Source organism: Mycolicibacterium wolinskyi str. Jessa 2025 (assembly GCF_049241375.1).
GTDB lineage: Bacteria > Actinomycetota > Actinomycetes > Mycobacteriales > Mycobacteriaceae > Mycobacterium > Mycobacterium wolinskyi.
The window spans coordinates 6,091,039-6,104,342 of sequence record NZ_CP185960.1 but is presented as its reverse complement, the minus strand read 5'-3'; the positions used below and the strand labels follow the sequence as shown (position 1 = coordinate 6,104,342).

Annotated in this window: 12 protein-coding genes; 5 read left to right on the top strand and 7 right to left on the bottom strand. The window is 65.2% G+C overall.

The window, feature by feature from the left end:
- Positions 1–33 precede the first annotated feature (33 nt).
- Entirely contained in the window at positions 34–2,409 is a 2,376-nt protein-coding gene (locus tag ACOI2T_RS30220) for a flippase-like domain-containing protein (protein WP_409502195.1), read from the bottom strand.
- A 246-nt stretch (positions 2,410–2,655) separates the two neighbouring features.
- On the opposite strand from ACOI2T_RS30220, the gene stpK7 reads away from it, so the two are divergent.
- Entirely contained in the window at positions 2,656–4,455 is a 1,800-nt protein-coding gene (gene stpK7 / locus ACOI2T_RS30215) for a serine/threonine protein kinase StpK7 (protein ID WP_409502194.1), read from the top strand.
- On the opposite strand, the gene ACOI2T_RS30210 is transcribed toward stpK7, so the two are convergent.
- On the bottom strand, positions 4,456–5,124 hold the full coding sequence (locus tag ACOI2T_RS30210) for a sensor domain-containing protein (RefSeq protein ID WP_409502193.1): 669 nt from the start codon (positions 5,122–5,124) through the stop codon (positions 4,456–4,458).
- Positions 5,125–5,340: 216 nt separating this feature from the next.
- Between ACOI2T_RS30210 and ACOI2T_RS30205 the strand changes: the two genes are divergently transcribed.
- Positions 5,341–5,550, top strand: coding sequence for a hypothetical protein (locus tag ACOI2T_RS30205; RefSeq protein WP_409502192.1), 210 nt, complete (start codon positions 5,341–5,343; stop codon positions 5,548–5,550).
- A gap of 153 nt (positions 5,551–5,703) precedes the next feature.
- On the opposite strand, the gene ACOI2T_RS30200 is transcribed toward ACOI2T_RS30205, so the two are convergent.
- Positions 5,704–6,549, bottom strand: coding sequence for an NYN domain-containing protein (locus ACOI2T_RS30200; RefSeq protein WP_409502191.1), 846 nt, complete (start codon positions 6,547–6,549; stop codon positions 5,704–5,706).
- Between the two features lie 119 nt (positions 6,550–6,668).
- Here ACOI2T_RS30200 and ACOI2T_RS30195 point away from each other — a divergent pair, with 119 nt between their 5' ends.
- On the top strand, positions 6,669–7,793 hold the full coding sequence (locus ACOI2T_RS30195; protein WP_409502190.1) for a fatty acid desaturase family protein: 1,125 nt from the start codon (positions 6,669–6,671) through the stop codon (positions 7,791–7,793).
- On the opposite strand, the gene ACOI2T_RS30190 is transcribed toward ACOI2T_RS30195, so the two are convergent.
- Positions 7,711–8,136: a DUF6194 family protein gene (locus ACOI2T_RS30190; RefSeq protein ID WP_409502189.1), complete on the bottom strand. Its 426-nt coding sequence runs from the start codon at positions 8,134–8,136 to the stop codon at positions 7,711–7,713. The two genes, ACOI2T_RS30195 and ACOI2T_RS30190, sit on opposite strands and share 83 nt — an antisense overlap.
- A 62-nt stretch (positions 8,137–8,198) precedes the next feature.
- On the opposite strand from ACOI2T_RS30190, the gene ACOI2T_RS30185 reads away from it, so the two are divergent.
- Both ACOI2T_RS30185 and ACOI2T_RS30180 read left to right on the top strand, forming a co-directional pair.
- Positions 8,199–8,936: a MerR family transcriptional regulator gene (locus ACOI2T_RS30185; protein WP_409502188.1), complete on the top strand. Its 738-nt coding sequence runs from the start codon at positions 8,199–8,201 to the stop codon at positions 8,934–8,936.
- A gap of 57 nt (positions 8,937–8,993) precedes the next feature.
- Positions 8,994–10,244: a KasA/KasB family beta-ketoacyl-ACP synthase gene (locus ACOI2T_RS30180; RefSeq protein WP_409502187.1), complete on the top strand. Its 1,251-nt coding sequence runs from the start codon at positions 8,994–8,996 to the stop codon at positions 10,242–10,244.
- Here ACOI2T_RS30180 and ACOI2T_RS30175 read toward each other — a convergent pair.
- The 3 genes from ACOI2T_RS30175 to ACOI2T_RS30165 all read right to left on the bottom strand — a co-directional run bounded on the left by ACOI2T_RS30175 (position 10,238) and on the right by ACOI2T_RS30165 (position 13,047).
- Positions 10,238–11,122, bottom strand: coding sequence for a cyclopropane mycolic acid synthase family methyltransferase (locus ACOI2T_RS30175; protein WP_067856127.1), 885 nt, complete (start codon positions 11,120–11,122; stop codon positions 10,238–10,240). The genes ACOI2T_RS30180 and ACOI2T_RS30175 overlap by 7 nt on opposite strands.
- A gap of 21 nt (positions 11,123–11,143) precedes the next feature.
- On the bottom strand, positions 11,144–12,025 hold the full coding sequence (locus ACOI2T_RS30170; protein WP_409502371.1) for a cyclopropane mycolic acid synthase family methyltransferase: 882 nt from the start codon (positions 12,023–12,025) through the stop codon (positions 11,144–11,146).
- Between the two features lie 221 nt (positions 12,026–12,246).
- Entirely contained in the window at positions 12,247–13,047 is an 801-nt protein-coding gene (locus ACOI2T_RS30165; protein ID WP_409502186.1) for a HEAT repeat domain-containing protein, read from the bottom strand.
- Between the last annotated feature and the right edge of the window lie 257 nt (positions 13,048–13,304).

Here is a 13,304-nt window from a genome sequence, read left to right as displayed (position 1 = left end):
AATTCCGACCTTTGTGTCGGTCTCGGCGCATACTCAGATCATGTCGTTCTTGGTGAGCCAGCGCATCACTGGCCAGCCGATGAACACCGGTAGCCAGCACGTCAGCACGCGGTAGAGCAGCACCGCGGGCACGCCGATCGCGGCGGGCACGCCGAACGCCGCGAGGCCGCCGATCAGCGCCGCCTCCACCGCCCCGACGCCGCCGGGGGTTGGTGCGGCAGAGGCCAGCGTGCCGCCGATCATCGTGACGACCGTGACGGTGACGAACGACGTGTTTCCGCCGAACGCCTCGACGCTGGCCCACAGTGCCAGGGCCGCACCGAGAGTCGTGCCCGCTGCGCCGAGGACGATCAGCGCGAGCCGCTGCGGTTCGCGTGCGAGCTTCACCAGATCGTCGGTGACTTCTTGAAGCCTGGGCCGTACGGCCGAGGCCAACCACCGGCGCAGATTGGGCACCGCGAGGAACACACCGGTGAGGCCCAGCGCGACGCCGGCGATCAGATACAGCACCGTCGAGCTCGGGACGAAATGCGACAGGTCGGCCGAGGCGCCGGCCACGGTACTGAAGAAGATCAGCAGCAGCACGTGCACGATCACCTGCACCGACTGTTGCAAGGCCACCGCAGCGGTGGCGCGCGCGGTGCTCAAGCCACCCTTCTGCAGGAACCGGGTACTCAGCGCAAGGCCGCCCACGCCTGCCGGGGTGGTGGTCGCGGCGAAAGTGTTGGCGATCTGCATGATTGACAGGTTGCGGAGGCTCACCAGCCGGTCGGCGCAGGCCCACAGGGCGGCGGCCGCGCCCACATAGCGCAATGCCGACACCGCGAGTCCGAGTAACGCCCACCACCAGTTCGCGGTGAGCAGCTCGGAGAAGAAGGTCGGCACCGCGCTGATGAACGGATAGGCGACATAGACCAGCGCCACGAGCAGAACCAGCTGGATCACCTGGTTGCGGGTGAACCGCGTGATCGTCTCGGCCTTGATCTGGTCGGCGCCGGTCTGGCGCATCACCTCGTCGCGGGCGCGGGAGATGACCTCTTTGGCGTCGGCGACCGAATCCCGAACCGGTGCCGGCACGGCGGTTTTGGTGAGCCGGCGGGACGCGGTGAGCACGGCTTCGCGGCCGAACGCTTCGATGGCCGCGGTGACCGCCGATGGTGCGTCGTACAGCGCGGTCGTGGTGACGAGCAGCTGGGCGATATCGGACTGCAGCTGGGCGTCGGTGGCGCCGTACTCGGCGCTGCCGAAACCGCCGAACAGCACCGCGCCGTCGTCGACGGTGATTTCCTTGCTGCGCAGATCGCCGTGCGAGATCTGGTGATCGTGCAGCATGCGCAACGCATTCCAGACGCGGCCGACCGTGGTCTCGGTGGTGCACTGGTCCAGCGGCGTCCCGCGTTTGTGGTTGTGGGCGTACAGCGTCCAGCCTCGGTCGAGCGCGGCGACCGACATCGTCGACGTGCTCGCCAGGCCGAGGTCGCCGATCGCGATCGCCATCAGCGCGCGGTGCTCGACGGCGCGGCGCATCGAGGTCTGCAGCGGCGCGGTTTCGTTCGCGCGCAGCCGGAACTTGCGCCACAGCTGACGGACCGCGCCGCCGCTGCGCTGATTGGGGCCGTACAGCTCGACCACGGCGGTGGCGTCGGGATCGAGCGATGCGGCGTCGAGCAGCAGCGGTCCGGCGCCGGCGGGCCGGACCACCGTGAACGCCGAGACCTGGAAACCGCGCCGCGCGAGTGCGCGCACCGCGCCGTCGAGCGGAACCTCAAGGGCCGGGGTGCCGACGACCCAGACCACCAGCGCGCCGACGAACCAGCCCACCGCCAGCCCCAACAGCGACCGGGCCGGCACGACGGCGCTCACGACGAGATGGATGGGGACGAACGCGAGCAGCAGCGTCCACCACCACCGGCGCAGACGTCGCGGCAGCCAGGGCCCTGACACCGTCAGCACGGCGGCGAGCATGCCGATCCAGCGTGGGTCGTCGAGGAATTGCGAAAACTGGGTATCGAGCCGGTCGTCGAGGTCGAAATGCCAGCGCGGCGCGGCGATGCCGTTGGCGGTGATCGACAGCGAGAGAATCGCGATGGCTCCGGCAGCCGCATAGGCGCCGAGCAGTTTCCACTGGCGGCCCAGGATCAGGCTGACGAGGATCACGAACGGCAGCGCGACGATCGCGATGCCGTAGGCCAGGTAGACGAGGTTGGACTGCGTGGGCGTGAGCACGCCGACGATCTCGGAGATCGACCGCTCCAGCGCCACCCACTCGTAGCGTGTGATCAGCGAGCTCGTGATGACCGTCGCGAGGAACAGGGTCGCCAGCGCCAGCCGAAGGATGTCGTTGGTGCGGCGGGTCAACGGTTGCAGCAATCTGCCGGTGACAGTGATGTCCCGTCCGTCGACGCGCATGTTCCCCCTTTCGCTGCTCGCGACAAAGGTAGCCGGGCAGATGTGCTCTGTCGGTCATTGGCGGCGATCTCGGCAGTTACGAAATCACATCGGTCCCATCAGCCACAGCGTGTGCGAATCAGTTCTTACGGAGAACCAGCGAATTCCGCGAACAGTTGTGATCGAGACCTACACACATAAGAAAAGTGATGTAACTTCGATCGACACAATTGACGTGCCGGATAGGCCGCCCCCGAGGAGTTAACGGTGGACGCGACACCATTCGGGCACTATCAGCTGCAGAAGCTGATCGGCCGCGGCGGGATGGGCGAGGTCTACCAGGCCTACGACACCAAAACCGACCGCATCGTCGCGCTCAAAGTCCTTCCGCCGCACCTCGCGCAGGACACGTCGTTCCAGGACCGGTTCAAGCGGGAGTCGCACGCCGCGGCCGGCGTCAACGATCCGCACGTGGTGCCGATCCACGGCTTCGGCGAAATCGACGGCCGCCTTTACCTCGACATGCGACTCATCGAGGGCCGCAATCTCGGGGCGATGCTGACCAAGACCGACAAGCCGCTGGAACCGGCGTTCGCGGTCAACATGGTCGAGCAGGTCGCGATGGCTCTCGACGCCGCGCATCACGCCGGTCTGATCCACCGCGACGTGAAGCCGTCGAACATCCTCATCACCGACAACGACTTCGTGTACCTCATCGACTTCGGCCTGGCCCGTACGGCGGGCGAGGCAGGCATGACCACCGCGGGCAGCACACTCGGCACGCTCGCGTACATGGCGCCCGAGCGGTTCGACGCGGGCAAGGTCGACCCTCGTTCCGATGTTTACGCGCTGGCCTGCGTGCTGTACGAATGCCTCACGGGCGCAAGGCCTTATCCCGCCGACAGCCTCGAGCAGCAGATCGCCGGGCACATGGTGTCGCCGCCCCCGCGTCCGTCCGAGAAGGAGGCGCGGCTCGCGGCGTTCGACGACGTGATCGCCAAGGGGATGGCGAAAAAGCCGTCCAAGCGGTATCAGTCCGCGGGCGAGTTGGCGGCTGCCGCGCGTGCGGCGCTTTCGGTGCCCGTGCGTACGACGGGGCGGTCGGGCCGGCATTCGGCGGCGCGTCCCCGGGTGCGGGCGCCACGACGCGTGGCCGCGATTGCGGGGGCGACGGTTCTGGTGGCGGCGTTGCTCGCGGTCGGGGTGTGGCAGCTGCGGGACGGCGGCGGTGTCGGCCGCGATCCGAGCTTGGCCGATTCGGCGTCGACGACGGGGCCCGTCGAGGCGCCGACGGGTGCGGTGCCCGAGATCGCGGCGACCGTGCCCGCCGAGATCCGCGAGACCGGGCGCCTGGTGATCGGCGTGAATGTGCCGTACGCGCCCAACGAGTTCAAGAATTCCGACGGTGAGATCGTGGGCTTCGACGTCGATTTGATGAAAGCCGTCGCGCGCACGCTCGGGTTGGTGCCGGACTTCCGCGAGACCGGCTTCGAAGGCATCCTGCCGTCGGTGCAGGACGGCAATTTCAACGTCGGGATGTCGTCGATCACCGACACCGCCGAGCGCGAAGCCGTCGTCGACTTCGTCACCTACTTTCAGGCCGGCACGCTGTGGGCGCAAAAGACCGGGTCGGCCGTCGACCCCACCGCGGCGTGCGGGCTGCGAGTCGGCGTGGCGTACAGCACGATTCAGGAAACCGAGGAAATCCCGGCGAAATCCGATGCGTGCGTGGCGGCCGGGCTGCCGCCGATCGAGAAGGTCGTGCACACCCATCAGGACGAGGTGACCGCGGCGCTCATCGCCGGGGAAGTCGATGCCATGACGGCCGATTCGCCCGTGACCGGGTTCGCGATCAAGTTGAGCGGCGGGGCGTTGCAGCCCGCGGGCGAGGTGTTCGACTCCGCACCGTACGGGTGGCCGGTCGCGAAGGGCTCCGGGCTTGCCGAGTGGTTGCGGCTGGCGCTCGAACACGTGATGGGCACCGGTGAGTACCGCACGATCGCGACCATGTGGGGCGTGGAGAAAGGCATGATCACCCAGCCGGTGATCAATGGGGCGTTTCGGTAGTCAGAGTGAGTTGCGGCCCGCGATGGTCTTGACGAGCTGGACGGCTTTGCCGTCGTCGAGGTCGTATCCCGTGAGCCGCACATCGACGACCATGTCGTCGACCGCCAGGATCGCGCGCCGGCTGCCGTAACCCGGGAGGTCCGGCGAGACATCGTGCGTCACGTCGATGCCGTCGACGACGTCCGGGGCCGCGAGCTGGAACAGATCGGGCGACTTGTCGCCGTCCTCGGTGATGGTCAAGGTGTCGTTCGCGCATTGCTGCCACACCGACACCGTGCGAGCGACGACCGCCCGCGCCGCGGCCGGGCTGTCGAATTTGATGACGGCCTGATCGACCTCGAGGTTGCCTTCCTCGTCGGCGAGCAGCGTTTCGCGGAACTGCCGGTAGTCGCTGTCGCGGTACACCCAGTCCATCGCATTGCCGATGACGACGACGCATTCGGGGCGCGACGCGTGCTCGCCCGGGTCGAGTTTCGCGGGCACCCGCAGCGCGGTCTTGGGGCGCAGGGAGTCGGTGCCGAGGATGATGTTGACCTCGGACTCGCTCGCGAGCATGCTGCCCAGGACGTCGACCTCTGGACTGCCGTCGGGCTCCTCGGCTTGGCGCGTGCAGCCGCCGAGGACGAGCACCGCAACCGCGAGCCCGGCGACGGCCTTCTTGACGGCCATGGCACCCCCTTCGAACTGTGTGCCAATCCTATTTCGCGGTGGGGGTCGGCCTCGACACGAGTTTTTCCGGGTGCGTTCCCCCGATCGGGGGACACGCAGTTGGACCCGTGGATGGGCCGGTCGCCCGATACTGCCCGGGCTCGTGGCGCGGCATTCTTGTTTCAACGCCGGAACACACCGGACAAACGAAAAGCCTTACCCGACCAAGGAGTCGACATGACCATCACCCGCCGCGTTGCCGCCGGTTTCACGCTCGCCGCCGCCCCCGCGCTGATCTTCCTGGGCGTCGCCACGGCCAACGCCGAAACCTCGCCGACCACCACCGGCCCGACGGTCACCCATCACGAGGCCTTCCCGAACCAGTCCCACGTGCCCCAGCCCGGCACCTCCGTGCATCACCACCACCAGCGCAACCACGCCAAGTAACCGAGGGGAGAGCCCGGACGCCATCGTGCTCCGGGCTCTTTCCATTTTCGGTTCGGGTCTGGGAAGTCACACAGGCCACACCAGTACCGCCAAGGCGGTGGGCAAATCGTTCTGAAACGCGCTATCACCGGTGTTAGCGCCGTTGCGAACGGGCTATTCCGGGCTACGCAGCTTGACCATCCGCGTCGTCGAACTCTCATCGAGCTCGACGATGTCGGAGCGGGACCGCAGGAAATCACTGAAAGACTTGAACCCCAACGACTTTTCGTTGAACGACGGGTCCATCCGCTTCATCTGCGCCTTGACCGCCGAGTTGTGCAGCCACTCGACGTCGTCTTTCTCCAGGCCGATCTGCAGCGCGCGGCGCAGGAGCGCGGTGGCCTCGTGTTGCGGATCGGGCTCGGCTTTCTTGCGGGTGCGCTTGGGTTGTTTCGGTTCGGGCTCAGGGGTTGGGGTGGGGATGCCGGGCAGCGAGTCGTACACGACGAACTCGTCGCACGCGGCCGCCAGCGCGCGGCTCGACGCCCCCGCGACACCGATACCCACCACATAACGACCCAGCCGTTTGCAGCGTTGAGCGAGCGGTATGTAGTCGGAGTCGCCGGCGACGATCACCACGTGTGTCAGGTCGGGGAGACGGAACATGTCTTCGACGGCGTCGACCGCGAGCCGGATGTCGGCACCGTTCTTGCCGTAGGCCGCCGCCGGGAACAACTGCACCAAGTCGACGGCCCTGCCCACCAACTGCTGGCGGTACCCCGCATTAACATCTGCTGACCAGTCGGCGTACGCACGGGTGAGAACCAGCGTTCCGAACGACGACGCGAAGTCCAGGATGGCGGCCACGTCTACCGTCGAGCGCTCCAGCTTGTCCGGTTCGAGCCCCTTGGCCTTGTCGCGCTGAAACGAGTTGCGGCCGTTGACCTGGTCATACCGGGAGATCACGATGTTGTCGAAGTCGAGGTAAACCGCGACTCGGGTCGGCGTGGGCTCGGTCATCAGACCAGTGTTGCCCATCGTCGTCGCGTTGTGGCACTGATCCGGGTTCGCACCTACGCTGGGGGACTCACGCCGAGGTGGCCCCGACCTGCCGACGCACATCGACAGACGGAAACCACGTGGCAATCAGCGACATCGCGGCTTACGCGCAACTGAGTCCTACCGAGATCGAGGCGTTCGGCGCCGAACTCGACACCATCCGCAGCGACATCGAGGAAACTCTCGGCGAGCGCGACGCGGCTTACATCCGGCGCACCATCCTGTTCCAACGGACGCTCGACGTGGTGGCGCGGCTTGTGCTCGCCGGCACGAAGTCGAAAACCGGCTGGGTGGTGGGCACCGCGGCGCTGGCCTACGCGAAATCCGTTGAGAACATGGAGATCGGGCACAACGTCGGCCACGGCCAGTGGGATTGGATGAACGATCCCGAGATCCACTCCACCACCTGGGAATGGGACATGGTGGGCCCGTCCGCGCAGTGGCGCTACTCGCACAACTACCACCATCACGTGTTCAGCAATGTGATCGGCGTGGACGACGATCTCGGCTTCGGCATACTGCGCATGACCCGCGATCAACAGTGGGAGCCGCAGCATCTTGTGCAGCCGCTGCGAAATATGTTGTTGGCACTCGTGTTCGAGTGGGGCATCGCCCTGCACGACTTCTACTCCGCGCGTGATCGAGCCGACACCGAGGAAGGCAAGAATGCGGCGCGGCGGACGCTGCGCGCGAAGATCGGCCGCCAACTCGCCAAGGACTACGTGATTCTTCCCGCGCTGAGCGGGCGGCGCTGGCGGCGAACGCTCGTCGCGAACCTGACCGCCAATCTGTTGCGCAATCTCTGGGCGTACGTGGTGATCTTCTGCGGACATTTTCCTGACGGCGCCGAGAAGTTCACTCCCGATACGTTGCAGCAGGAGACCAAGGCTGAGTGGTACTTACGCCAGATGGTCGGCGCGGCGAACTTCAAAGCCGGTCCGATACTTGCGTTTTCAAGCGGGAATTTGTGCTACCAGATCGAGCACCACCTGTTTCCGGACCTGCCCAGCAACCGCCTGGCACAGATCAGCGAACGCGTCAGCGCGCTCTGCGAGAAATACGGCGTGCCGTACACCAGTGGGCCGCTGCCCCGGCAGTACCTGCAAACCGTCCGGATCATCTTCAAGCTCGCCCTGCCTGATTCCGGGTGGCGTGGCGTGTTCGCGCGCGCCGGTGCGCCGTGTGGAGCAGTTCGATCACCGTAGTGCTCGTGCGAGGTCCGGGATTGACGATGGCGACCCAGCCCTGCCGACCGTAGACGGGGTGGACGATGACGGTGTCGTCTTGGGGCTCCGCCGTCTCGGCTGACCCAGTGGCGATATTCAGCCGGAATGCGCCGGGCCGGTCGAGGCGGCACGAGGCGTCGTCCGGATAGTCCTTGGTGATGATGGTGGCGAACGGTTGCGTCCGCGGGACGACGCCGTCGGGCGCGTAGTAGAAGAAGACATCGCCCCACGCGATCTCGGGCGAGCCGTCACCCGCGCGCGGCTGAAGGACCAGGACGCCGTCCATCGCGCTGATCAGGTCGATGAGTTCTCGGATCGTCATAGGCTCAAGCGTCACATTCATGTGCTTATGTGGGGTTAGGCGTCGTTGTACTGGAGCATCAGGTGAAAAGTCTCAACTCGGGTTTGCGGACCGCCGATGTGTCACGGCTGACCGGTTACTCGGTGCAGCAGATCCGCAATCTGGAGCGCGACGGTGTACTGCCTGCCGCGCGACGCACCGCGTCGGGGTATCGGGTGTACGGAGACGTGCACGTCCAGGCGGCTGCCGCGTACCGGGCGTTCGCCGCGGCGGTCGGACCGGTCGACGCCAAACGGATCCTGCGGGCCGTTCACCATGAGTCCGCTACCGCGCTCGAGCTGGTAGACGAGGCCCATGCGCGGTTGCACGGCGAGCGCCAGGATTTGCGCCTGGCACAGGAGGCGGTTGGCGTGATCGCGGACGAGCCGGTCGACGATGCCGTGGCTGCCGATTCGATGTCGATCTCAGAGCTGGCCCGGGCGTTGGGGATTCGAGTGTCGACGTTGCGGCACTGGGAGTTCGAGGGGCTTGTCCGGCCGGGCCGCGCCGCGGGCGGCGTCCGGCGGTATGCGCCGACGGATGTGCGCGACGTACGGATCATCCACCAGCTGCGGCAGGCGGGGTATCGGATTGCCCCGCTACGTGCGCTGATGCCCCAGCTACGCGCGGGTCGGGACTGGGACTCGGTCCGCGCCACCTTGGTTTCACGCGATGCCGATCTGGGTAGACGATCACGCGAACTCGTGGTCGGTGCGGCATCGCTGCACCGGCTGCTGTTCTCGGCTGACGAATCCGACCTAAGCCGGGCTGTGCAGTCCTAAAGTGGAAACTGTCACCGCAACAGATGGCTCATGAACGGAGAGACGAGAGCACAGATCATGGTTGCGAAGACCACCGGCGATGGATTGGCCGACGTCGTCGTTACCGCGGTCACCTCGACCACTTCGCTTGCGCCGCAGGCGGAGGAGACGTGGCAGCTGCTGCTCGAGGGGCGGAGCGGTATCCGCACCCTCGACAAGTCATTCGTCACGGAGTTCGAATCACCGGTGCGGATCGGCGGACAGCTCACCGAGAGCTTCGACCAGACATTGAGCCGCGTTGAGCGGCGCAGGCTTTCGTATATGGAGCAGATGTCGACGGTGCTCGGCCGGCGGCTCTGGGAAAGCGCCGGATCTCCCGACATCGACACCACGCGGTTGCTCGTCTCGATCGGGCTGGCGCTGGGCACCACCGAGGAGATCGTTCTTCAGTACGACACCTGGCAGGAGAAGGGCCTGCGCGCGGTACCGCCGACCGCGATCCAGAAGTACATGCCCAACGCGCCGGCCGCCGCGGTCGGATTGGAGCGTAAGGCCAAGGCGGGCATCATCTCTCCGCTGATGGCCGACGCTTCGGGTGCGGCCGCCATCGCGCATGCGTGGCGCGAGATCATCCTCGGCGACGCCGACATCGCGATCTGCGGTGGCGTCGAGACGTGGATCGAGGCCGTGCCCGTCGCGGCATTTCTGCAGATGGGCATGATGTCGACCTACAACGACGATCCGGCGGCCGCGTGCCGCCCGTTCGACAAGGACCGCGACGGCATGGTGTTCGGCGAAGGCGGTGCGCTGATGCTCATCGAAACCGAAGAGCACGCCAAGGCGCGCGGCGCGCCAATACTCGCCCGGCTCATGGGCGTCGGCATCACGTCGGATTGCTATGACCTCGTCGAACCCGATCCCGAAGGGGAACTGGCCAGCGACGCCATCAGCCGCGCCATCCACCTCGCCGGAATCACGCCCGCCGACATCGACTACGTCAACGCTCACGCGACCGGGACGCTCGCCGGCGACAAGGCCGAGGCCCGCGCACTCCATACCGCGCTCGGCACTCACGCACCCGCGGTGTATGCGCCCAAAGCGGCGTTGGGACATTCGTTGGGCTCGGCCGGTGCGGTCGAGGCTGTGGTGACGGTGCAGTCGCTACGCGATCAGGTCATACCGGCCACGCTCAACCTCAAGAACCGCGATCCCGAGATCGACCTCGACGTGGTGGCCGACGAGCCACGCCGCGGCAGTTACCGCTATGCGATCAGCAACTCGTTCGGGTTCGGCGGGCACAACGTGGTGTTGGCCTTCGGCGCCTACTGATTTCGCTTGTTGAACGTGAACTGGGCGACTTCGGAGATGCCGCGCCGGAAGAAGTCCGCGCAGCCGGTGAGGTAGTGCATATAGCGGTCGAAGACCTCCTGCGACGTGGTGGCGATCGCCTCGTCGCGGCGGGCCGTCAGGTTTTCCGCCCAGGTGTCGAGCGTGCGGACGTAGTGCTCGTTCATGAGCTGCGTCTCGTCGGTGGAAAAGCCTGCTTTGTCCGAGAATTCGACCATGTCGACGTCGGACGGTAACTGCCCGCCGGGGAAGATCTCTTTGCCGATGAACCGCATGAACTTCATGTCGGTCAACGTCACCGGGATGCCGTGCTCACGCCAGTAGTTGATCGGATGGGTGAAGATCGTCTCGATCACCATGCGCCCATCGGCGGGCATCACCCGATGCGCCATGTCGAAAAACGCCGCATAGCGCGACTTCCCGAAGGCCTCGAACGCCTCGATGCTGACGATACGGTCCACCGGATCGTCGAACTGCTCCCAGCCCTTCAGGTGCACGAGGTGCTGGCGGTCTGAGCCGGTTTGTTCCAAAAGGCTTTGGCAGAAGGCGTATTGATTGTTGCTCAACGTCAGACCGATGACATTGACGTCGTACTTCTCCATCGCGCGTTTCATCAGCGCACCCCAGCCGCAGCCGACGTCGAGAAGCGTCATACCCGGCTGTAGACCCAGCTTGTCGAGGGCCAGGTCGATCTTGGCCATCTGCGCTTCTTCGAGCGTCATGTCGTCGCGCTCATAGAACGCGCAACTGTAGGTGCGTGACGGATCTTGAAACAGCCCGAAGAACTCGTCGGAGAGGTCGTAGTGGGCTTGCACGTCCTCGAAATACGGCCGCATCTCGGCCGTCCCCCCGTTAGCCATGTGCGGTGACCTCCCTCTGAGCTATACCGTCTTCTCGCTGGTGAACTGGCATACGTCGGTGTAGCCCTTGCGGAACAGGTCCGCGCAACCGGTCAGGTACTTCAAGTAGCGCTCGTAGACCTCTTCGGAGGTGATCGCGATGGCCTCGTCCTTCTTGGCTTCCAGGTTGGCTGCCCAGGTGTCGAGCGTTTTCACATAGTGCGGGCGTAGGCGCTGTTTGCGCGTGACGTGGAAGCCCGCGCCGACGGCGGAGTCCTCCACCATCTTGATCAGCGGGATCCGGCCACCCGGGTAGATCTCGGTGACGATGAACCTGAAGAACCGCATGAGCGACATCGTCGTCGGCAGCCCCATCTCGGCCACTTCTTCTTTGCTCGTCGAGACGATCGTGTGCAGGAGCATCACGCCGTCATCGGGCATCAGCTCATAGGTCTTCTTGAAGTAATAGTCGTACTTTTCGAAGCCGAAGTGCTCGAACGCGCCGATCGACACGATGCGGTCCACCGGTTCGTCGAACTCTTCCCACGGCTGCAGCCGAACCTCTTTGCTGCGCTTGCTGTCAGACTCGGCGAAGCGCTGTTCGATGTGCGCGAGCTGATTGTGCGAAAGCGTCAGCCCGATGACGTTGACGTCGTATTTCTCGACCGCGCGCATGATCGTCGAACCCCAGCCGCAACCGATGTCGAGCAAAGTCATGCCAGGTTGCAGGCCCAGCTTGCCCAGTGCCAGATCGACTTTCGCCATCTGGGCTTCTTCGAGTGTCATGTCGTCGCGCTCGAAGTAGGCACAGCTGTAGGTCTGCGTGGGGTCCTGCCACAGCCGGAAGAACTCGTTGGACAGGTCGTAATGGGAGCGGACCTCATCGGCCGTCGATCCGTGGCGTTCGCCGGGACGGGCTCCGATGAACGTTGTTGCGGTTTTCGTTTCGCGTGAAGTATCAGTCAATTTCCGCCCCGTATGACGTTCGGTCGGCTAGCTGAACTGACGTACCGCTTCTTCATACGTCGTTCTCGGACCTTACTCCTCGCACCCATTGTCCGGGTAGTACACGCGCTGATCGGTTTGGTGTGGCTGTGGGGTCGTTGTGAAAATGTGCGTGATACTTGCGTTTTCAAGGGCTCTGGCTAGGTGAGTCGCGCCATCGCTCGTCGCGCATATGTTCGGGTCGGTGGCCAACTGTTCTTCAGGTGCGGCTCGATCAGGTGGCGCACCCCGGTGGCCTTCATCTTGATCAGTGCGGGGATCACGATCACGGCCCAGTGGTCGAGGTACGGCAGGACGATGTCGCGCGACTGCGTGGTCTTGACCTTGCCGAAGTATGCGGTCAGGAAGAACTTGTCGCTGCTGTCGTCGTCGAGTTCGTTGAACAACTCGACAATCTCGTCGAAATGTCGAGCTGTCGCGATGCGGGCCAGTACCTGCCCGGCCATGCCCGCCGACGCGGTGGAGCGCGGCGGCCGGCGCCGGATCTGTGTGGTCACCACATCGATGGCGCGTTGGTTGCCACGGGCCGCCGAATCGTGGAGACGGTGGATCAGCCGACAGCGCATGACGTCGCGGTGGCGGGTCTCCGGCCCCGGGACTCGTTCCTCCAGGTGCTCGAGCCAGTCGATTGCGATGGGAATGGCTTTCGGGGCGGTGCGCTCGGGGATTTGATTGATTGTGTAGCAACGGAATCCGGCGTTTGCGAGGTCTTCCATCAGGCGCCGATCAAATCCCTTCTCGCCGTGCTGGTATTTGGCCGGCACGTTGTCCAGCCAGTCGTCGCCTTCGGGCAATCCCGGGTAGGTCCTCGGAATGGGTTGTGGCGGTGGCAAATCCCTGCGGGCCTTGCGCGCGGCGGCTGCCGCCTCTTTGTCGACTGTGCCGGTGGATTCGATCTCGGATATGCCGCGGCGCAGGCGCGCGATCACGTCGTCATCCACGGCGTCGGTGCACTCCGCGGCCTCCTCAGGTCTGTTTCTGATCCTAGGTGCGCTCGCGGGGTCCTTCGTGCGGTGATTTCGGTTTTGGGCGTTCGTCACATTCGCCTCATCAGCCACCTCCGTATCCGGAGGAGAAGTGGTACATGCTTTCGAAACGCGATATCACGGGTGATACGTACACCAACTGTTCGCGTACTGGCATCGCGACAGGAGGGCTCAATACGGCTCCGCGTCACCGGCGCGCAAGGTGCGGCGCA

Bases quoted from the DNA above. Each gene is read 5' to 3' on its own strand.
- ACOI2T_RS30220 (WP_409502195.1), bottom strand. From the start codon at position 2,409: ATGCGCGTCGACGGACGGGACATCACTGTCACCGGCAGATTGCTGCAA.
- ACOI2T_RS30210 (WP_409502193.1), bottom strand. From the start codon at position 5,124: ATGGCCGTCAAGAAGGCCGTCGCCGGGCTCGCGGTTGCGGTGCTCGTC.
- ACOI2T_RS30205 (WP_409502192.1), top strand. From the start codon at position 5,341: ATGACCATCACCCGCCGCGTTGCCGCCGGTTTCACGCTCGCCGCCGCC.
- ACOI2T_RS30200 (WP_409502191.1), bottom strand. From the start codon at position 6,549: ATGACCGAGCCCACGCCGACCCGAGTCGCGGTTTACCTCGACTTCGAC.
- ACOI2T_RS30190 (WP_409502189.1), bottom strand. From the start codon at position 8,136: ATGACGATCCGAGAACTCATCGACCTGATCAGCGCGATGGACGGCGTC.
- ACOI2T_RS30180 (WP_409502187.1), top strand. From the start codon at position 8,994: ATGGTTGCGAAGACCACCGGCGATGGATTGGCCGACGTCGTCGTTACC.
- ACOI2T_RS30175 (WP_067856127.1), bottom strand. From the start codon at position 11,122: ATGGCTAACGGGGGGACGGCCGAGATGCGGCCGTATTTCGAGGACGTG.